Consider the following 18683-nt stretch of genomic DNA (forward strand, 5'->3'; position numbering starts at 1 on the left):
TCGGAACGTGCCTCACTTCAGTGCTCCTGCCCCAGGACTGCTGTCAGCCACAATCTCCGGCACGACTCGCCATCTCCGTAGTCGTATCATTACAGGGAGTGGGCCTCGGGTGGCTCAAAGCAAGGAAACTCCTCCTATCTCAAGCCGCTTGCCTTACAGTGCCGCTCCCTCTGTGGAGCGGCGCCGACAGCGCTCGTACGCCATGGCGCGTAGCAGCGGCTACTCCCGCCGTCAGATGTGGCGAAGCGGTTGGTTCGGCACGGTGTTTCACGTGAAACCATTGAAGCGACCAACCCGGCGAGCACTTCTTGTCGTCCATGTCTGCGCAGCCGCATCTTGGTTGGGGGTCACGCTGGGGCTGTTGGCTCTGGCGCTGAATGCCAGTACCTCCAAGTCTCTGGCCACCACCGAATCCAGCGTCCAGTCGATGAAGGTCTTCACGGACTGGCTGGTTCTTCCGTCGGCACTGCTGACTTTCGTCACCGGCGTGGTCTTGTCCTTGGGTACCGCATGGGGCCTTGCCCGGCATCGCTGGGTCTTGACCAAGCTCCTGCTGACAGCCGCCACTACGACGGCTTCGGTGTTCGCTCTCCGTCCAGGGGTGAACGAAGCAGCGGAGATCACCTCTGGGGGAGGATCGCTGAACGCACCTCTCGATCTGGTGATGGGCCCCGCTGTCTCCCTGTGTGCCTACCTCTTGATGATGGCTCTCTCCGTACTCAAGCCTTGGGGATTGACCCGCCGTGGGCGAAGACTGCGGGGCGGGGTCACTTCTCGGAAAGCACTAGACGAACGATCACTGCGTCAGACAGCCTGATCCCCATGCCGACCTCACTCCCAGACTCACCGCATATTCGTCGTCTCACCAGGGAGGATCTGCTCTTCTGCGCCGACCTCTCGGAGAATCGCGGATGGCCCAGGGAAGAGCACAAGTGGTCCCTGCTGCTGACCGCGGGAACCGCCTACGGCATCGATGACCCCTCCGGCAAGGGACTGGCCGCCTGTTGCACCGTGATGTCCTACGGTCCCGAACTGGCTGCGATCGGCATGATGTTGGTGGCCGAGCAGTATGCGCGCCAAGGCATCGGCCGACGCTTGATGCAACATGTCCTCAAGGAGGCGAGCGGCACACCGCTCACGCTGCATGCCACCCCGCAAGGGCAACTGCTCTATGAGGGGCTGGGCTTCACGGCCGTGGGACGGGCAGAGATGGTCCGCGGACGCTTCCGGCCCCCGGCGGATGTCGCCTGGGCTGCTTCCATCACCCGGCCTGCAACCGCCGAGGATCTGCCCAGCATCGTACGTCTCGACACAGAAGTGTTCGGTCCGGACCGAACCCATATGATCACGCGCCTACCGGCCTTCGCCGACCATCTTCGTGTGGCCGAGGAGAACGGCGAGCTGACGGGTTACGCCGCAGCCTGGCCCAATATGGAAACCCATGTCATCGGACCTCTGATCGCCCGGGACACCCGAACCGCACAGGCACTGATCACTTCGCTCGCCCCGGCCACGGACCGGCCCTTCCGCACCGATATCGACGATCGTCATCAAGAACTTCTGACCTGGTTGAAGGCACATGGTCTGCACTCCGTCGCTTTCAACACCGTGATGACCCATGGGATCGACGAGCTGCCCGGTGATTGGTCCCGCCGCTTCGCACCACTCTCGGTGGCAGCCGGCTGACCCCCAACTCCCGCTGTGAGCAAGGCTCTTGCGCAGGCATCCCGGAAGGATCGGGGACACGCCCCAAGCGAACCCGATGGTTGCGGGCGCGGTATATTGCGGCCCCCACCTTCCCCGGGGTGCCAGTGCTTGACCATCGCCATCGGGGAAAGGTCGCTGGGCACGAAGGAGGAAGACCGATGGCCGAGACCGAACCCTCGTACACCTGGCTCGCCCAGGGCTGGTCCGCCTTCTCTTTGCTCCACGGCAGAATCGAGGCCGACATCGAACGGGCTCTGGAGAGAGCCCATGGGCTGAGCGTGCGGGAGTTCTCCTTGCTGGAGGTCCTGAGCCGTCAGCATGGCGATGTTCGCGGCCATCTTCAGATGAAGCAGGTCGCTGAAGCGATCATCCTCAGCCAAAGCGCCACCACCCGCCTGGTCAGCCGTCTCGAGAGCCGTGGGCTGCTGCGCCGCTATCTCTGTGACACCGATCGCCGTGGAATCTATACGGATGTGACGGACGCAGGTCTGGCCCTGCTAGCTGCGGCCCGCCCCACGCATGACACAGCGCTGCGTGCGGCTCTCGACCAGGCAGCCACAGATCCCACTCTGACGTCCCTGGTACGGACCGTCGAGGAGCTTCGAGTCCCTGCCTAGAGTGTGAGTCATGAGCGATCTTGAGATACGCCCCGCCGAGGACGCCGACCTTCCGTCGATCGTGGCCATGCTCGCTGATGATGTGCTGGGAGCCACACGGGAGTCTCCCCACGACCTCACTCCGTACAGGAGCGCGTTCGAGCGACTCAAGGCCGATCCACATCAACACCCGACCGTTGCGGTACGCGGGGGCACGGTGGTGGGGACGCTCCAGCTCACCATCATTCCGGGGCTCTCCCGAGGCGGCGCCACCCGAGCTCTGATCGAAGGCGTTCGGGTACACGCCAATGAGCGCGGCAGCGGCCTCGGAAGGCAGTTGATCGAGTGGGCTATTGAAGAATCGCGCCGCCAGAACTGCCAACTGGTCCAGTTGACATCGGATGTCTCCCGCGTTGACGCCCATCGCTTCTATGAGCGGTTGGGCTTTGTCGCCTCTCACATCGGCTTCAAACTGCCGCTCTGATCCGAGGTTCCTTCCATGGGGCCCACCATGACTCCTGACGATCAGGAGTCCGAACCGGAAGCAGCCCCTTAGACAGCTCTCGTACCCGATCTTGATCCCAGGGCCAGGGATGGGTAGTTCGAGGCTGCCACCCTCGGTATTCGCGCCCGTGCTCCATCGACTGTTTCACGTGAAACATGCTGAGCCTCCTGCTGATCGGAGGTGACGTTTCACGTGAAACAGTCCTCATGTCTCCTCGTAGCTCCTCGTAGCGATTTCGTCGGCACGTTGAGTGGGAAGCCCATGACGTCAGCAGAATCAGCTGGGAAGCCCGCGCCATCCCTGCTTGTCCACACCACCAGGGATCCCGGTGTCCGGCTCATAGGGCTCGCGGGTAAAGACAAACGACCCCAGGTCGAGATGGGCAATCGAGCCGTCCGTCCGGCGCACTACGCGCAGGGTCTCCCCCGCGTAGTAGCCGTTCTGCCCGATCCAGGTTCCGTCCTCCGCATCAGTGAACCGCGCCCGACGACCAGGCCCGGTCAGAGGTTGAAGGGCGAGAACACGGTCGGGGAGCAGTTGCAGACCAAAGGCATAGGTCCCCCAGTACCAAGGGCCGGTGATCTCCAGCTGTTCTTGGTCGACCTCCGATAGCGGGCGCCAGGGCAGAGGAAGACGCGGTTCTGCCTCAGCCACGATCTGAATGAGGTCGGTGGCAACCAGGCTGGGGAGAGGGCCCGAGGTCGCATTGGCGAGAACCGCGGCGGTCACCCCGTCGTCGACGCCAACCCAGAGCCCGGCGACGAATCCCGGGAGCGAGCCTCCGTGACCGACCAACGTACGACCGTCTCGCCTGATGATCTGAAGCCCAAAGCCATAGGTGGTATCCCACTCCCCGCTCTCGGCAGGCACGGCGGGCGTCCGCATCTCCCGTACCGATGCCGCGCTGAGTACGCGGTCGTCTCCCTCGGCGAGAAATGCGCCGAACCGACACAGGTCGGTGGCGGTCGACCAGAGCTGGCCCGCAGGAGCCATCAGTCCAAGGTCCTCTGCGGGTTCGGGCAGAAGCACATCGGCCCACGGATGCACCGCCCACCCTTGGGCGGAGGGAGCTTGGGGTTCCATGCTCGTACGGGTCAAGGCGAGTGGCTCCAGGATCTCCCGCTGGAGAACCTCCTCCCACGAACCGCCCCTCACCGCCTCGATAAGGGAACCGAGAACCGTGTATCCCGGGTTGGAGTAGTGGAAGCGGCGGCCAACAGGATGCTTGCGCGGCTGCTCCCCGAGGACGTCGGGGAGGCCGGGCCGAAGCGAAGCGGACGAGCGTTCCCACCATGGCGACGGAGTCTCCGCACCCAAGCCCGCGCTATGAGCGAGCAGTTGGGCGATCGTCACCTCGCCGATCCCCGTACCGGGAAGATGCTTCTCCAATGGATCCTGAAGGTCGATCAGCCCGTCGTCACGCAGCCTCATCACCAGAACAGCCGTGAACGTCTTGGTGATCGAGCCGATCCGGTACTGGGTGTTGGCGCCCGTCTCATCCCCTTCGGCAAAGGGGCGCTCCCCGGTCCATACGAGCTGGCCATCGCGGGCCACAGCACCGGTCAACGAAGGAGCTCGCCCCTCCGACTGTGCCGCGGCGATGCGGTGGAGCAGCGCCCGTTCGGTGGTGGGCAGAAGTGCTGTCAGAGGTGCGGTCATGGAGCAGGTCTATCGGGTGTGATCGTGAGAAGTCGACTGTTCGCTTGGGCATTTCGCGACCCGCGGAATGCTCGGCCCGCCCGGGGGTCGCAGGGTCGTGGCTCAGTCGTCCGAGACGGTGTCGCGGACCGGCATGACCAGGGTCGTGAAGCTGCCCTGGTCGGCGGAGCGAACCACGACCGGCTCTGTCGCCGACGAGACTTCCACCAGGACATCGGGCCCCACACTGGCATCCAGTGCAGGTAGTAGCACCGCTGGATCGAAGGCGATGCGCAGGGGCGGCCCGGTGCAGATGGCCCGGAGGCCCCCGGCCTCGGGGAGCGGGCTTGGGCCAGCGCTGGAGAGCACCAGTTGCTGCTGCTCATTCGTGTGCAGGGTGATCGTCTCCCCCGGCGAGCTCATGGCCAGGGCCCTCCGGAGGGCCTCCCGGTCGATGACCAGCCGGTGCCGGGCTGCGGCAAGACCGTCCAGAACCATCCGGTAGTCGGGAAACACCCCGTCGAAGGCGTTCAGGAGGCGGACCTCGCCTTCGCCCCGCATCCGTACGACCGAACCGTCGACCTCAACGGTGACAAGCGCCTGGGACAGCGCCCACGAGGTAGCGTCTCTCAGATCGGCCAGGTCGATCAGTACCTGGCAGGTCTCGCACTCGAAGGGCTGGGAGTGGGGGCGCAGCACCCGCACGGCCATTCGATGACGGTCGGTGGCAACCAAGCGAATCTCCTGATGGCCGAGTTCGAGCAGTACACAGCCGAGTTCCGGAAAGCTCTCTCGGGTCGCGGCCGTGGCGACCGCGAACGCCACTTGTCGCACGGCACTCGACAACTCCGCCCCGCCGACGAGCGCCTGTGCCCTGCGCCGCCCCAACGGAAGGTCACTGAGGATGTCGTCGATCGCCGACTGTGCGGCAGCCGCCGTGACGCGCGTTCGCCGAGCATGCTTCTCCAGCACGTCCCGCGCCTCCTCGGCGGTGCCGTCCAGGACCAGTGAGGCATCCATGAGCGGCAGGCCGGCCTCCCGGAGGCGCCGGACCAGAGCGGCGCGCGGTTCCTGATCCGCGTCGTAGTAGCGATAGCCGGTCGTCGCATCCACCCGGGTGGGCCGAAGCACTCCGCAGTCGTCGTAGAACCTCAGGGCACTCGGCGCCAATCCCACCCGGCGGGCGAATGTCCCGATGCTCAACAGACCTTCGATCTCGTCCATGTCGCCGATTGTCGACGTTCAACCAACGTGAAGGTCAAAGGGTGTCAGCCGGGAGGAACCCAGGTGGCGTACGGCCCAAGATGGAGGCTGGCTATGGCTCGGCCTCCACTTGTTGCCGAACCGGCAACCACGTTTGACGCACTCTTCCCACCCGGCGACCCTGAGCCCAGGTGCCGCTGGCACCGCGCAGTCGTCGCGAAGGGGATCTCCATGTCGATACCGCTGCCCACCGGCCCGACACAGTTCTGGGAGGAGCGCTACCGCTCCAGCGAGCGTGTCTGGAGCGGCAACCCGAACGCACTCCTCGTACGTGAGATCAGTGCTCTGGAACCGGGCAGCGCCCTGGATCTGGGCTGTGGTGAAGGCGCCGACTCCGTATGGCTGGCGTCCCTCGGATGGCGGGTGACCGGTGTGGACATCTCCCCCACGGCACTGGAGCGGGCGGCGTACCATGCCGCGGAGGCCGGTCTCGCCGAGCGGGTGACGTTCGAGCGCCACGAACTCGGAGTGACCTTCCCGGAGGGAAGCTTCGATCTGGTCAGCGCACAGTTCCTTCAGTCGCCTGTGGCTCTGGACCAGGACGGCGTGCTCAAGCAGGCCGCGGAAGCGGTCGCACCGGGCGGTACCCTCCTCGTCGTCATGCACGCCGGATGGCCGACGTGGATGGAGGAGCACGAGTACCCGTTCGACGCCGCCTTCCCCACGCTCCAGGACGTACTCGCCGCGCTCGCGCTCCCACCCAGCTGGCGGGTGGAGACCCTGGAGACCGTGGAAAGACCCTCTCCGTCCCCCGACGGCAAGCCCGGCACCCGGGCGGACAACGTGTGGAGGCTGACCCGCACCAGCTGACCGGCTCCTGCGTCGACGCCACCGGCGAGGGCCTGGGCACGGACTGCCAGAGCGGCCCCCACATGGACAAGCCCCGGGAAAGCATGACCGGCTCAATTGCGCCGCACGGTCGATGCGCTTCCCGGGCTCCGGGCCGGTGGGCGGATCAGCGCAGTCCGGCGAAGAGATCGTTCTCGGGTATGGCGGCGCCGGTGGCGTCCTGGACGCGTAGGAAGGTCTCCATGCCCATCAGCTCGCCGAACCTCTCCTTGCCCATCTTGAGGAAGAAGATGTTCTCGCCCTGACTGGCGTGCGCGGCCAACGCGTCGAACTTCTGACTGCTGAACGCGATGGTGTCCACCCAGGTGGTGATCTCATCGTCGGGGAGGCCAATCTCGGCCATCGCGGCGGCCTCGGCAGGATCCGGCTCCGGCATGTCCTCATGGAACTCGTGCATGATCTCGCCGAACCGCTGCATCCCCGAGCGGGGCATCGTGGTCCAGTACACCTTCGGTGTCAGCTCGGTCATCTCCAGCGCCGCCATCGTGATGCGATGGGCCTGGATGTGGTCGGGATGGCCGTAGAAGCCGTTCTCGTCGTAGGTGACAACCACATCAGGTCGGTAGTGCCGCATGAGTTCCGCGAGTCGGGCCGCGCCTTCCTGCACGGGGGTCTGCCAGAAGGATCCGGGGGCTTCGTTGCTCGGCCAACCCATCATTCCGGAGTCGGCATAGTCCAGCATCTCCAGATCGCTGATCTTCAGGACGTCACAGCTCGCCTGGAGTTCTTGACGGCGCATCGAGGCGACCGCCGCCGGATCGTGCCCTGGATCGCCCGGCTTGACACCCCCCGGTCCATCACCGCAACCGCCGTCGGTACAGGTCACGAGAACCGTGCGGATGCCTTCCGCCGCGTACCGCGCGAGGACCCCTCCGGTTCCGGTGGCCTCGTCGTCGGGGTGTGCGTGTACGGCCATGAGCGTCAAGGGCCGGTCAGTCATGAAACTGTCCTCCTACAGAAGTAAGTGCTGGTCCGAGTGGGCGGCGGGCATACCGCGATCCCGGGCCTCGGACTCTGGCGTTCTGGCGTTCTGGCGTTCTGGCGTTCTGGTGGGGCGTATGGCCTGGTGGTCGCCGTGTCGCCGCCCCCGCGGTGCCCGGCCGTCAATCGATGCAACGGTTCCAGCCGAACCGACTGTTCCCGGCGCGGTCGTCTGGCCTTTCGGACGTCGGCATTCAACGCGAACGAGGTACGGACGCGACCTGTACGTCCCAGCTATGTCCCAGCCCACCGCGGCTCAGACTCCCAGCCCCCGACACCAACCGTGGGATGCCGACATGCATGCTGAGACCTGGCCGGCGGGCGTCTGTAAGGTCTCGCCGCTCGCGATATGTCGACCTTGCCCGACCTGGGCCTTCTTGGCTGTCTCACGGCCTTGTCACCCATGATCAGCCTCAAATACGTGGCACTTCCTCGCGAGGGCGAAGTCGAGATCAGGCGGCTTGCCCGTGTCGGCCGAGTACACCACGCTGAGCCCCGAGCACGAGGACTGCCGGCGAGCCCAGATCGCGCACCGATGAGTTCCCCGCACCACGCAGGTCCTATAGGCCGGACACCCACGGACGGAAGGCTAGGCCATGCGGAAACTGATCTACGGCATGAACCTGACGCTGGACGGCTTCATCGCCGCGCCTGGCGACGACATCGGCTGGAGCGTACCGAGCGACGAGCTGTTCCAGTTTTGGTCCGACCAGTTGCAGGCGACCGACCTGACGCTGTACGGGCGCAAGCTGTGGCAGACGATGAGCTCCTACTGGCCGACCGGCGACCAGCAGCCGGGCGCCACCCCGGCGGAGATCGAGTTCGCGCGCCGCTGGCGGGACATGTCGAAGGTGGTGTTCTCCTCGACGATCGACAAGGTCGACTGGAACACCCGCCTGGTCACCGGCGACGCGGTCGCCGAGCTCACCCGGCTCAAGGCCGAGGACGGCGGCCCGATGGACATCGGCGGCGCGACGCTCGCCGGGGCGGCCATGCGGGCCGGGCTGATCGACGAGTACGTGCTGGCCACCGCGCCGGTCCTGGTGGGCGGCGGCACGCCGTTCTTCACCGTGCTGGACAACTGGGTGAACCTCAACCTGGTGGAGACGCGCACCCTTCCCGGCGGCGTGATCTTGACCAGGTACGAGACAAGGCACTGAGCAGCAGCACCCACGCGCTGGTCTCACCGTCGTCTCAGGTCTGCGCCATGTCCACGAACCGCGAATAGTGCCCTTGGAAGGCAACCGTGATCGTCGCTGTGGGGCCATTACGGTGCTTGGCGACGATCAGGTCTGCCTCACCCGCCCGGGGGGACTCCTTCTCGTACGCGTCCTCGCGGTGCAGCAGGATCACCATGTCCGCGTCCTGCTCGATGGATCCCGATTCACGCAGGTCGGAGACCATGGGCTTCTTGTCGGTGCGCTGCTCAGGGCCACGGTTGAGCTGGGAGAGGGCGATGACCGGGACCTCTAGCTCCTTCGCGAGGAGCTTGAGGTTACGGGACATGTCCGAGACCTCTTGCTGTCGGCTCTCGGCTCGCTTGGAGCCGCCGGACTGCATCAGCTGAAGGTAGTCGATGACCACCAGTTTGAGGTTGTTGCGCTGCTTCAGCCTTCGGCACTTCGCCCGGATCTCCATCATGGAGAGGTTGGGGGAGTCATCGATGTACAGGGGAGCCTGGGAGACGTCCGGCATCCGACGCGCCAGGCGCGTCCAGTCGTCGTCGGTCATGGTGCCGGACCGCATGTGGTGCAGTGCCACCCGGGCCTCGGCGGAGAGCAGTCGCATCGCGATCTCGTTGCGTCCCATTTCCAGGGAGAAGATCACGCTGGGCAGATTGTTCTTGATCGAACAGGCTCGGGCGAAGTCCAGTGCCAGGGTCGACTTGCCCATCGCCGGACGCGCGGCGATCACGATCATCTGGCCCGGGTGCAGTCCGTTCGTCAGCGAGTCGAAATCGGTGAAGCCCGTGGGCACACCGGTCATCTCACCGCTACGGGACCCGATCGCCTCGATCTCGTCGAGCGCACCTTCCATGATCTCGCCGAGGGGGAGGTAGTCCTCGCTGGTGCGCTGCTCGGTGACCGCGTAGATCTCGGCCTGGGCGGAGTTGACGATCTCGTCGACGTCACCGTCGGCCGCGTATCCCATTTGTGTGATCTTGGTGCCTGCCTCCACCAGCCGCCGCAGCACGGCCCGCTCATGGACGATCTCCGCGTAGTAGGAGGCGTTCGCTGCGGTGGGCACCGACTGCACGAGGGTGTGGAGATAGGGGGCACCGCCGACACGGGTGATCTCTCCCCGCTTGACCAGTTCCGCCGCCACGGTGATGGGGTCCGCGGGCTCGCCCTTGGCATAGAGGTCGAGGATGGCCGTGTAGACGGTCTCGTGCGCGGGCCGATAGAAGTCATGGCCCTTGATGATCTCCACGACATCGGCGATCGCGTCCTTGGAGAGGAGCATGCCACCGAGAACGGACTGTTCCGCGTCGAGGTCCTGCGGGGGAACCCGCTCGAAGCCGGAGGAGCCTCCGTCCCAACCGCCGTTGTCCCGCCCGCGCTCGTGCTGGTCCTCGCGGCCACCGCCGCGCTGGTCGTTGCGGCGTTGGCGGGAGACGGGCAGACGATCGCCGGGGCCGGTTTCGGCCGCCCACGGGTCGTCCAAGGGCTCGGAAATGCTCACCGGGCCACCTCCTCCCGTCCGCTGAGCGGACCTCGCCGTGCCCTCTCTTTCTACGGCACGGCACTGACAAAACGAGCGGCTCGGCCCCGCTTCCGGCGCGTCGAGCGACGGTCCACGGTAGGCCCCTCACCACCGTCAGCCAATCTGGTTATCCACAGGCCATGTGGATGACCGACCAGATGCTGTGGAGAACTCGTCGTAACCTGTGCACGGACCGGGGGACAGCACTGTGGACAACATCCCATTCGCCGCGACGCACACACCTTGACCTGCGACTTCTCCATCCACCGGCTGTGGGGGAGAAAAACTTTTCCAACCGGACCAAGATCAGAACAATCGACGCACAGCCAAGTCGACTTCCTGGTCGAAAGTAAGGATCAATGTCATATTGCAGCTCTTACCTGTGGAAGATTACATTGGGCGCATGACACAGGCACCCACGGCTCCGAAAGCGCTTCGCCGACGGCACGATCGAGAGATCGTCGCCCTCGCCGTCCCCGCCTTCGGAGCGCTCGTCGCCGAACCGCTCTTCGTGATCGTCGACAGCGCCATCGTGGGCCATCTGGGAACGCACCAACTCGCCGGTCTCGCCATTGCGGCATCGCTCCTCCTGACCGCGGTGAGCATCTTCGTCTTCCTCGCCTATGCGACAACCGCCGCCGTCGCCCGAAGGGTCGGCTCGGGCGATCTCCCCGCTGCCATCCGACAAGGCATGGACGGCATCTGGCTCGCGGCGTTCCTGGGCCTGGCCATGGTCGCTCTCACCTTCCCGTCCGCTCCCTGGCTGATCGACGTCTTGGGCGCCTCCGACACGGCCGCCCCCTACGCGATCACCTATCTACAGATCTCCAGCTTCGGCATCCCCGCGATGTTGATCGTCTTTGCCGCCACAGGCGTTCTCCGCGGGCTTCAGGACACCAAGACCCCGCTCTATGTCGCCATTGGAGGCTTCACCGCCAACGCGATCCTCAATGTGGTCTTGGTCTACGGAGCCGGCTGGGGCATCGCGGGCTCCGCCTGGGGCACCGTCCTCGCACAGTTCGGTATGGCCATCGCCTATCTGGCCGTCGTGATACGCGGTGCCCGACGCCACAACGCCTCGCTCAGGCCCGACGCCGCAGGAATCCGGGCCAGCGCCCAAGCAGGAGCACCTCTGCTCATCCGTACGCTCTCGCTGCGCGCGGTTCTGATGATCGCCACGGCCGTGGCCGCCAGGCTCGGCGACACCGACGTCGCCGCCCATCAGATCGTGCTCTCCCTATGGAGCTTGATGGCCTTCGCCCTCGACGCGATAGCCATAGCCGGACAAGCGATCGTCGGCCGCTACCTGGGGGCTGGTGATGCCGAAGGAGCGCGCCAGGTATGTCGTCGCATGGTGCAGTGGGGGGTGGCCTCCGGCGTGGTCCTCGGCATTCTCCTGATGGCCCTGCGTCCCCTCTTCGTCCCGCTCTTCAGCGGTGACCAAGCCGTACACGACACACTCTTCCCCGCACTGCTCGTGATCGCCGTCTCCCAACCCATCGCCGGTGTGGTCTTCGTCCTCGACGGCGTATTGATGGGAGCGGGGGACGGCCCGTATCTGGCCTGGGCCATGCTCGCGACTCTGGCAGTGTTCGCACCCGTCGCCCTGCTCGTCCCGTCCCTGGGCGGCGGACTGACCGCGCTGTGGTGGGCTATGACTCTGATGATGACCATGCGCTTGGTGACCCTCTGGCTGCGCATGCGATCCGGCCGGTGGATTGTGGTCGGGGCGACTCGCTGACCCCAGCTGCGGCCGTCCGGATCGTGACCGGATGCTCCCATGGATTGCCGTGTTTCACGGTTTCACGTGAAACACGGCAGCCCACCGGAGCGCAGACAGTAGAAGAGGGCCGCACCCAGGGGGTGCGGCCCTCTTCCTTGTTCAGTCGCTTACCGCGTTCAGGCGGCGATGACCTCGACGCCAAGCTTCGCGGCGACCTCGGGGTGCAGACGCACGGACACCTGGTGCGAGCCCAGGGTCTTGATCGGCGCACCGAGCTCCACACGACGCTTGTCGACCTCCGGGCCACCGGCGGACTTGATCGCCGTGGCGATGTCAGCCGGAGTCACGGAACCGAAGAGACGGCCGGCGTCGCCGGAGCGAACAGCCAGACGCACCTTGACGCCCTCAAGCTTGGCCTTGACCTCATTGGCCTGCTCGATGGTCGCGATCTCGTGGATCTTGCGGGCGCGGCGGATCTGCGCCACGTCCTTCTCGCCGCCCTTGGTCCAGCGGATCGCGAAACCGCGCGGGACCAGGTAGTTGCGGGCGTATCCGTCCTTGACGTCGACGACATCGCCGGCGGCACCGAGGCCAGTGACCTCGTGAGTGAGGATGATCTTCATGATTCGGTCACCCTCCCTTAGCGCGCGGTGGACGTGTAGGGCAGCAGCGCCATCTCACGGCTGTTCTTCACGGCCGTGGCGACGTCACGCTGATGCTGCGTGCAGTTGCCGGTAACGCGGCGGGCACGGATCTTGCCACGGTCGGAAATGAACTTCCGCAGCATGTTCGTGTCCTTGTAGTCCACGTATACGGTCTTGTCCTTGCAGAATGCGCAGACCTTCTTCTTCGGCTTGCGCACAGGCGGCTTCGCCATGGTGTATCTCCTGTGTGATCAAGAAGTGGGGAACGAGCTCCCCTGGAGGAATCCCCTAGAAGGGGGGCTCGTCCGAGTAGCCGCCGCCAGAGCCACCGGAAGCACCGCCGGAGCTTCCGCCCCAGCCGCCTCCGCCGCCGCCCTGCTGCTGCTGACCGCCGCTGGCCGGAGCACTCGTGGCCCACGGGTCGTCTGCGGGTGCTGCCCCGCCGCCGCCCTGCTGGCCACCAGAGTTTCCACCCCAGCTACCGCCGCCCTGCTGCTGACCGCCGCCACCGCCGTAGCCGCCCTGGCCACCTCGACCGGTGGTCTTGGTGACCTTGGCCGTGGCGTTCTTGAGACTGGGGCCGACTTCCTCGACGTCCAGCTCGTAGACCGTGCGCTTGACGCCTTCGCGGTCGTCGTAGGACCGCTGCTTCAAACGGCCCTGCACGACAACACGCATACCGCGTTGCAGCGACTCTGCGACATTCTCCGCCGCCTGACGCCAGACCGAGCAGGTCAGGAACAGGCTGTCGCCGTCCTTCCACTCATTGGTCTGCTTGTCGAACATGCGGGGAGTGGACGCGATACGGAACTTCGCGACCGCCGCACCGGATGCGGTGAAGCGCAGCTCGGGGTCGTCGACGAGATTGCCGACGACCGTGATGACGGTCTCGCCTGCCATGGGTGAACCTCTCGGCGGGGATTGCTTCTGGCTGCTTGCTGCTACTCGAACCCGATGACCTCTGAGCTAGATGCTCAGTGGGTCTCGGGACGAAGGACCTTGGTCCGGAGGACCGACTCGTTCAGGTTCATCTGGCGGTCGAGCTCCTTGACGACCGCAGGCTCGGCCTGCAGGTCGATGACCGAGTAGATGCCCTCGGGCTTCTTCTTGATCTCGTAAGCGAGACGACGACGGCCCCAGGTGTCGACCTTCTCAACCTTTCCACTGCCCTCACGGACAACGGAGAGGAAGTTCTCGATCAGGGGGGAGACAGAGCGCTCCTCCAGATCGGGGTCGAGGATGACCATCACCTCGTAGTGACGCATGTAGAACCCACCTCCTTTGGACTCAGCGGCCACGGTCGTTCCGTGGCAGGAGGGTCGTGATGCGTTGCAACAGTGACTGAGTCAACCAGTCGCCACTGACAATCGCGGGCGATCGTCCTCCGGACTGGCCAGAGACTCGACAGACACTGGTGCAGACCGTACAGAGTACCCGTAGAGGTGCGTCCGGTTGAAATCCTGTGGGGAGGAGACGCAATCTGTACACATCGGGTGTGCGCGGGGCTACGAAGCGCCGCGCTCCGGCTACGCCAGGAGGTGCTCCATGGCACAAGCAATGCGACGCCATCCGTCCACGAATTCCCTCTTCGCCACGGATGGCAAGCCCCACCCCCTTCAGGACACCCTCGTCGCGGTGACTCTGGTCCTCGGGGTCGTCGCCTTCATCACCGCGATGTTCCACAGCCTGCATCTGCTCAGCTCATGGGCCGGGCTGGTGGGGATCCTGACCGGTGGCTACGGACAGTTCATCTCCGTCACCACGCGTGAACGGACCGCACTGATCATCGGACTCGGCGCATCCGCCTTCGGCTTCTTCCTCGGAATGGCGCACGGCGGCCTCTTCGGCGGAGTCCTCGGGTGAGCGACGGCTGAGCAGAGGAGACTCAAGCCGCGAGCAAAGCCGCCGGCCACCTCCTAGGCGACGGCACACGGCCATTCGGGGCGCTCCCCCAGCGCAGTAGGCTTCGGCCCGAGAGCCGGAGCCCCTGACCCATGGGGACATACCTGCTGAGGAGCGCCCCACATGAGCCTGACCCTGAGGACCATCAGCCGAGAGCAGCATCTGGCGTACATCCAGTCCCTGCCGTCGGCAAGTCACTGCCAGGTCCCGGCATGGGCCGATGTGAAGACGGAATGGCGCTCGGAGAACCTCGGTTGGTTCGACAAGAACGGCCAGCTCGTGGGTGCCGGTCTGGTGCTGTACCGCCAGCTCCCCAAGATCAAGCGGTATCTCGCTTATCTGCCCGAGGGTCCGGTCATCAACTGGTACGCGCCCAATCTGGACGACTGGCTCCGGCCGATGCTCGCCCACCTCAAGCAACAGGGCGCGTTCTCCGTGAAGATGGGGCCACCGGTCGTGATCCGGCGTTGGGACGCACCGGCCATCAAGGCGGGTATCCAGGACCCGGATGTGAAGCGGCTGCGGGACGTGGACGCGACGCACATCGAGCCCCGGGCCTTCGAAGTGGCCGACCGGCTGCGGAAGATGGGCTGGCAGCAGGGCGACGACGGCGGGGCCGGCTTCGGCGACGTCCAGCCCCGGTACGTCTATCAGGTCCCGCTGGCGAACCGGTCCCTCGACGATGTCCTCAAGGGCTTCAACCAGTTGTGGCGTCGCAACATCAAGAAGGCCGAGAAGGCCGGCGTCGAGGTCGTCCAGGGCGGCTACCAGGACCTTGAGGAATGGCAGCGGCTCTACGAGATCACCGCGATCCGCGACCGGTTCCGCCCCCGCCCCCTGTCCTACTTCCAGCGCATGTGGCAGGTCCTCAACACCGAGGACCCCAACCGCATGCGGCTGTACTTCGCTCGCCACAACGGTGTGAACCTGTCCGCGGCGACGATGCTCGTCGTCGGCGGCCACGTCTGGTACTCGTACGGCGCGTCGGACAACATCGGGCGGGAGGTCCGGCCCTCGAACGCGATGCAGTGGCGGATGCTGCGCGACGCCTACGCCATGGGTGCGACCGTCTACGACCTGCGTGGAATCAGCGATTCCCTCGATGAGACCGACCACCTCTTCGGTCTGATCCAGTTCAAGGTCGGCACGGGCGGAGAGGCTGTCGAATACGTCGGCGAATGGGACTTCCCGCTCAACAAACTGCTGCACAAGGCCCTCGACATGTATATGTCGCGCCGCTGACGCGTCCCGCGCCGCAGACGTCCTGCGCACCCACGCCGTAACCTCGTAGTTCTTGTCCACACCTCTGATACACCGCAGCCACCAGAAAGGTTCCGGGCCGGCACATGGCGCTCTCCCTCTACGTCGACACCACGCGCTGGCGGGCGCACCAGAAGTCTGTGATCGACCAGTTCCCCGGTCTGGTGCCGGTCTGCAAAGGAAACGGCTATGGCTTCGGCCATGAGCGGCTCGCCGAAGAGGCATCCCGATTCGGCTCCGACATGCTGGCCGTCGGCACCACCTACGAAGCCGCCCGGATCAAGGACTGGTTCAGCGGCGATCTGCTGGTCCTGACCCCGTTCCGCCGCGGCGAGGAGCCCGTTCCGCTACCCGATCGGGTCATCCGCTCGGTCTCCTCCGTTGACGGCGTGCACGCCCTCGTGGGAGCACGCGTCGTCATCGAGTGCATGAGTTCCATGAAGCGCCACGGCGTCCTGGAGCAGGACCTGGGGCAACTGGCCGCCGCCATAGAGGACGTACGGCTGGAGGGTTTCGCGATCCATCTGCCGCTGGACCGGACGGACGGCTCCGACGCCGTCGAAGAGGTCATCGGCTGGATGGACCGGCTCCGAGCTGCACGGCTGCCGCTGCACACCATGTTCGTCAGCCATCTGCGCGCTGAAGAGCTCGCCCGGCTGCGTCAACAGTTCCCGCAGACCCGGTTCCGCGCCCGTATCGGCACTCGGCTATGGCTCGGCGACCATGACTCGACCGAGTACCGCGGTTCCGTACTCGACGTCACGCGCGTCGCAAAGGGTGACCGTTTTGGATACCGGCAGCAGAAGGCGGCGTCCGACGGCTGGTTGGTCGTCGTCGCAGGCGGAACGTCCCATGGAGTCGGGCTGGAGGCCCCCAAGGCCCTACACGGTGTGATGCCCCGCGCCAAGGGTGTCGCCCGGGCCGGCTTGGCGACGGTCAACCGGAACCTGGCCCCCTTCGTCTGGGCGGGCAAGCAGCGCTGGTTCGCCGAGCCTCCGCACATGCAGGTGTCGATCCTCTTCGTGCCCTCGGACGCCCAGGAACCCCGCGTGGGCGACGAACTGGTGGCCCATCTGCGGCACACCACCACCCAGTTCGACCGGATCGTCGACCGCTGACCTCCTCGTACCTGCCCTGACCAGGGCACATCGGCCTCGGGCGCTGAGACCCGGGGCCGGTGCCGTCCAGGCGAGAACACCGGCAGAACCGGGCTTGTCAGACACATCCCGTCTGGTCTGCGACGCCCTGCGGACGGACGCCGCTCCTGGTCGGACACGACCTAGAGCAGTCGCGAACCGCCCCCGCCACCCCAGCCGCTGGGCTGCTCGGGCGCCACGCCCCAGTCCACCTTGACGCCGTCCACCGGTTCCTCGACCTTCCCGGTGTCCCGGACCAGCGCGAAGACATCGGCAGCGCCGTCCAGGACTCCACCGGACGGATCGTCCGACCCGTCCTGGCGCACCCCGTCCCGCTCCGGCAGCAGGATGTCGCGGACCACCAGCGCACACAGATACAGCGTCCCCAACAGATGCAGGGCGATGGCGACCTGGTATCCCTCGGGCGGCAGGCCCTGGTGCTTGTCGCCCGTCGTGTACGCGAGGTACATCCAGATCCCCAGGAAGTACATGACCTCGCACGTCTGCCAGATCAGGAAGTCGCGCCAGCGCGGCCTGGCGAGCGCTGCCAGCGGGATCAGCCACAGCACGTACTGCGGCGAGTAGACCTTGTTGGTGAGGATGAACGCGGCCACCACCAGGAAGGCCAGCTGGGCGAACCGGGGCCTGCGGGGAGCTGCCAGCGCGAGGGCTGCGATCCCGGCGCACGCGAGCAGCATCAGCAGCGTGGCGTAGGTGTTGACCGTTTCGACCGCGATGGGCGACTTGGTGCGTTCGGTGATGATCAGCCAGAACGAGCCGAAGTCGATCTGCCGCTCCTGACTGAACGTATAGAACTTCTTCCACCCCTCGGGCGCCAACACCATCACCGGGACGTTCACCACCAGCCAGGCCCCTGCCGCCCCCAGGGTCGCAGTGGCAAACTCGCGCCACTTCCCCGTCCGCCAGCACAGCAGGAAAAGCGGGCCGAGCAGCAGTGCGGGATAGAGCTTGGCCGCGGTCGCCAGCCCGATGAGGATGCCGAAGGCCAGCGGCCTGCTCCGCGACCACATGAGCATCGCCGCGGCGGTGAGCGCCACGGCCAGCAGGTCCCAGTTGATGGTCGCGGTCAGCGCGAAGGCCGGCGCCAGGGCCACCAGCAGTGCGTCCCAGGGCCGTCGGCGGTGCGTACGGGCGACGCAGACCGCAAGGATCGCGGTGCAGATCATCAACATGCCGGCGTTGATCATCCAGTACACCTGCTCCTGGTGCTGGATCGACCCCTCGGCGAGATTCAGCCAGGAGGCGACCTGCATAAAGAGCCCCGTCAGTACGGGGTACTCCAGGAACTCCATGTCGCCGGGCAACCGGTCGAAGTAGGGGATGAGCCCTTCCGAGAAGCCGCGTCCCAGATACAGATGCGGAATGTCGGAGTAGCAGGCGTGGGTGTACTGCGAACTGGCTCCCCGGAACCAGGCCCAGTTGTAGCAGGGCATCTTCTGCACCATCCCCAGGGCGAACATCCCCAGGGCGACCAGCGCGACAACGCGTACGGGAGTGAACGGCCCGGTGCTACGGCGCTGGGCCCAGCGACCGAGGGGACCACCGATCAGTTCGCTGCCGGCGGCTGCGATGGAGTCCCGCCGGGTGGGACGTACGTCCGGCCGGTCCTGGGGCACGGTGGTCTTCTCTGTGCTGGGCATGGTGCTCATCCTGCCGTACGGCACCGACTGCGCCGTCACGGTCCGCCAAGACAGGCGCCCGTGGCCATGACACCACGCAGAAGTGCCCCACACCGATCACCACCGGTGTGGGGCA

General features: G+C 65.8%; 19 protein-coding genes. 10 read left to right on the top strand and 9 right to left on the bottom strand.

Translation table 11 applies throughout. From position 1 onward, the window contains the following. The first annotated feature begins 271 nt into the window (after positions 1-271). From OID54_RS18955 to OID54_RS18970, 4 genes are all read left to right on the top strand, one after another. Positions 272-817: a DUF2269 family protein gene (locus OID54_RS18955; RefSeq protein ID WP_329021199.1), complete on the top strand. Its 546-nt coding sequence runs from the start codon at positions 272-274 to the stop codon at positions 815-817. Positions 818-822: 5 nt separating this feature from the next. After that, positions 823-1686 (top strand): GNAT family N-acetyltransferase, encoded by an 864-nt coding sequence (locus OID54_RS18960; protein ID WP_329021200.1) that lies wholly within the window; start codon positions 823-825, stop codon positions 1684-1686. Positions 1687-1865: 179 nt separating this feature from the next. Continuing rightward, a complete protein-coding gene (locus tag OID54_RS18965) occupies positions 1866-2324 on the top strand; it encodes a MarR family winged helix-turn-helix transcriptional regulator (protein ID WP_329021201.1) in 459 nt (152 codons plus the stop codon). A 10-nt stretch (positions 2325-2334) separates the two neighbouring features. Beyond that, on the top strand, positions 2335-2787 hold the full coding sequence (locus tag OID54_RS18970) for a GNAT family N-acetyltransferase (protein WP_329021203.1): 453 nt from the start codon (positions 2335-2337) through the stop codon (positions 2785-2787). A gap of 297 nt (positions 2788-3084) precedes the next feature. Here the strand turns inward: OID54_RS18970 and OID54_RS18975 are convergent, their stop codons facing one another. Further along, a complete protein-coding gene (locus OID54_RS18975) occupies positions 3085-4467 on the bottom strand; it encodes a serine hydrolase domain-containing protein (RefSeq protein WP_329021204.1) in 1383 nt (460 codons plus the stop codon). A gap of 102 nt (positions 4468-4569) precedes the next feature. Beyond that, on the bottom strand, positions 4570-5670 hold the full coding sequence (locus OID54_RS18980; protein WP_329021205.1) for a DNA polymerase III subunit beta family protein: 1101 nt from the start codon (positions 5668-5670) through the stop codon (positions 4570-4572). A 210-nt stretch (positions 5671-5880) separates the two neighbouring features. Here OID54_RS18980 and OID54_RS18985 point away from each other — a divergent pair, with 210 nt between their 5' ends. Further along, on the top strand, positions 5881-6519 hold the full coding sequence (locus OID54_RS18985; protein ID WP_329021206.1) for a class I SAM-dependent methyltransferase: 639 nt from the start codon (positions 5881-5883) through the stop codon (positions 6517-6519). 145 nt (positions 6520-6664) lie between these two features. Here OID54_RS18985 and OID54_RS18990 read toward each other — a convergent pair whose 3' ends face one another. Beyond that, the gene (locus OID54_RS18990; RefSeq protein ID WP_329021207.1) at positions 6665-7498 is read right to left on the bottom strand and encodes a PIG-L family deacetylase; all 834 of its coding nucleotides are present in this window, start codon (positions 7496-7498) and stop codon (positions 6665-6667) included. Positions 7499-8135: 637 nt separating this feature from the next. Between OID54_RS18990 and OID54_RS18995 the strand changes: the two genes are divergently transcribed. Beyond that, complete coding sequence (locus OID54_RS18995) at positions 8136-8699, top strand: dihydrofolate reductase family protein (protein ID WP_329021208.1); 564 nt, start codon at positions 8136-8138, stop codon at positions 8697-8699. Positions 8700-8733: 34 nt separating this feature from the next. On the opposite strand, the gene dnaB is transcribed toward OID54_RS18995, so the two are convergent. Continuing rightward, entirely contained in the window at positions 8734-10203 is a 1470-nt protein-coding gene (dnaB, locus tag OID54_RS19000) for a replicative DNA helicase (protein WP_329027634.1), read from the bottom strand. Positions 10204-10645: 442 nt separating this feature from the next. Between dnaB and OID54_RS19005 the strand changes: the two genes are divergently transcribed. Next, on the top strand, positions 10646-11983 hold the full coding sequence (locus OID54_RS19005; protein WP_329021209.1) for an MATE family efflux transporter: 1338 nt from the start codon (positions 10646-10648) through the stop codon (positions 11981-11983). Positions 11984-12141: 158 nt separating this feature from the next. Here OID54_RS19005 and rplI read toward each other — a convergent pair whose 3' ends face one another. From rplI to rpsF, 4 genes are all read right to left on the bottom strand, one after another. Then, positions 12142-12588 carry a 50S ribosomal protein L9 gene (gene rplI, locus OID54_RS19010; RefSeq protein WP_329021210.1) on the bottom strand — a complete coding sequence of 149 codons (447 nt, stop codon included), beginning with the start codon at positions 12586-12588 and terminating at the stop codon, positions 12142-12144. Positions 12589-12605: 17 nt separating this feature from the next. Continuing rightward, complete coding sequence (gene rpsR, locus OID54_RS19015) at positions 12606-12842, bottom strand: 30S ribosomal protein S18 (RefSeq protein WP_003956534.1); 237 nt, start codon at positions 12840-12842, stop codon at positions 12606-12608. A gap of 55 nt (positions 12843-12897) precedes the next feature. Next, positions 12898-13509: a single-stranded DNA-binding protein gene (locus OID54_RS19020; protein ID WP_329021211.1), complete on the bottom strand. Its 612-nt coding sequence runs from the start codon at positions 13507-13509 to the stop codon at positions 12898-12900. Between the two features lie 74 nt (positions 13510-13583). Further along, complete coding sequence (gene rpsF / locus OID54_RS19025; RefSeq protein ID WP_329021213.1) at positions 13584-13874, bottom strand: 30S ribosomal protein S6; 291 nt, start codon at positions 13872-13874, stop codon at positions 13584-13586. Between the two features lie 280 nt (positions 13875-14154). On the opposite strand from rpsF, the gene OID54_RS19030 reads away from it, so the two are divergent. From OID54_RS19030 to OID54_RS19040, 3 genes are all read left to right on the top strand, one after another. Further along, entirely contained in the window at positions 14155-14472 is a 318-nt protein-coding gene (locus tag OID54_RS19030; RefSeq protein ID WP_329021214.1) for a hypothetical protein, read from the top strand. A 162-nt stretch (positions 14473-14634) separates the two neighbouring features. Beyond that, positions 14635-15753 (top strand): lipid II:glycine glycyltransferase FemX, encoded by a 1119-nt coding sequence (locus tag OID54_RS19035; RefSeq protein ID WP_329021215.1) that lies wholly within the window; start codon positions 14635-14637, stop codon positions 15751-15753. A 104-nt stretch (positions 15754-15857) separates the two neighbouring features. Then, positions 15858-16889, top strand: a complete 1032-nt coding sequence (locus OID54_RS19040) for an alanine racemase (RefSeq protein ID WP_329021216.1) — start codon at positions 15858-15860, stop codon at positions 16887-16889. 161 nt (positions 16890-17050) lie between these two features. On the opposite strand, the gene OID54_RS19045 is transcribed toward OID54_RS19040, so the two are convergent. Next, the gene (locus OID54_RS19045; RefSeq protein ID WP_329021217.1) at positions 17051-18568 is read right to left on the bottom strand and encodes a glycosyltransferase family 87 protein; all 1518 of its coding nucleotides are present in this window, start codon (positions 18566-18568) and stop codon (positions 17051-17053) included. Positions 18569-18683 lie beyond the last annotated feature (115 nt).

This window comes from Streptomyces sp. NBC_00690, from assembly GCF_036226685.1.
In the GTDB taxonomy this organism is placed as follows: domain Bacteria; phylum Actinomycetota; class Actinomycetes; order Streptomycetales; family Streptomycetaceae; genus Streptomyces.

Excerpts from the sequence above, each read along its gene's own strand:
- OID54_RS18960 (WP_329021200.1), top strand. The coding sequence starts at position 823 with ATGCCGACCTCACTCCCAGACTCACCGCATATTCGTCGTCTCACCAGG.
- OID54_RS18965 (WP_329021201.1), top strand. The coding sequence starts at position 1,866 with ATGGCCGAGACCGAACCCTCGTACACCTGGCTCGCCCAGGGCTGGTCC.
- OID54_RS18970 (WP_329021203.1), top strand. The coding sequence starts at position 2,335 with ATGAGCGATCTTGAGATACGCCCCGCCGAGGACGCCGACCTTCCGTCG.
- OID54_RS18975 (WP_329021204.1), bottom strand. The coding sequence starts at position 4,467 with ATGACCGCACCTCTGACAGCACTTCTGCCCACCACCGAACGGGCGCTG.
- OID54_RS18980 (WP_329021205.1), bottom strand. The coding sequence starts at position 5,670 with ATGGACGAGATCGAAGGTCTGTTGAGCATCGGGACATTCGCCCGCCGG.
- OID54_RS18985 (WP_329021206.1), top strand. The coding sequence starts at position 5,881 with ATGTCGATACCGCTGCCCACCGGCCCGACACAGTTCTGGGAGGAGCGC.
- OID54_RS18990 (WP_329021207.1), bottom strand. The coding sequence starts at position 7,498 with ATGACTGACCGGCCCTTGACGCTCATGGCCGTACACGCACACCCCGAC.
- OID54_RS18995 (WP_329021208.1), top strand. The coding sequence starts at position 8,136 with ATGCGGAAACTGATCTACGGCATGAACCTGACGCTGGACGGCTTCATC.
- OID54_RS19005 (WP_329021209.1), top strand. The coding sequence starts at position 10,646 with ATGACACAGGCACCCACGGCTCCGAAAGCGCTTCGCCGACGGCACGAT.
- rplI (WP_329021210.1), bottom strand. The coding sequence starts at position 12,588 with ATGAAGATCATCCTCACTCACGAGGTCACTGGCCTCGGTGCCGCCGGC.
- rpsR (WP_003956534.1), bottom strand. The coding sequence starts at position 12,842 with ATGGCGAAGCCGCCTGTGCGCAAGCCGAAGAAGAAGGTCTGCGCATTC.
- OID54_RS19020 (WP_329021211.1), bottom strand. The coding sequence starts at position 13,509 with ATGGCAGGCGAGACCGTCATCACGGTCGTCGGCAATCTCGTCGACGAC.
- rpsF (WP_329021213.1), bottom strand. The coding sequence starts at position 13,874 with ATGCGTCACTACGAGGTGATGGTCATCCTCGACCCCGATCTGGAGGAG.
- OID54_RS19030 (WP_329021214.1), top strand. The coding sequence starts at position 14,155 with ATGGCACAAGCAATGCGACGCCATCCGTCCACGAATTCCCTCTTCGCC.
- OID54_RS19035 (WP_329021215.1), top strand. The coding sequence starts at position 14,635 with ATGAGCCTGACCCTGAGGACCATCAGCCGAGAGCAGCATCTGGCGTAC.
- OID54_RS19040 (WP_329021216.1), top strand. The coding sequence starts at position 15,858 with ATGGCGCTCTCCCTCTACGTCGACACCACGCGCTGGCGGGCGCACCAG.
- OID54_RS19045 (WP_329021217.1), bottom strand. The coding sequence starts at position 18,568 with ATGCCCAGCACAGAGAAGACCACCGTGCCCCAGGACCGGCCGGACGTA.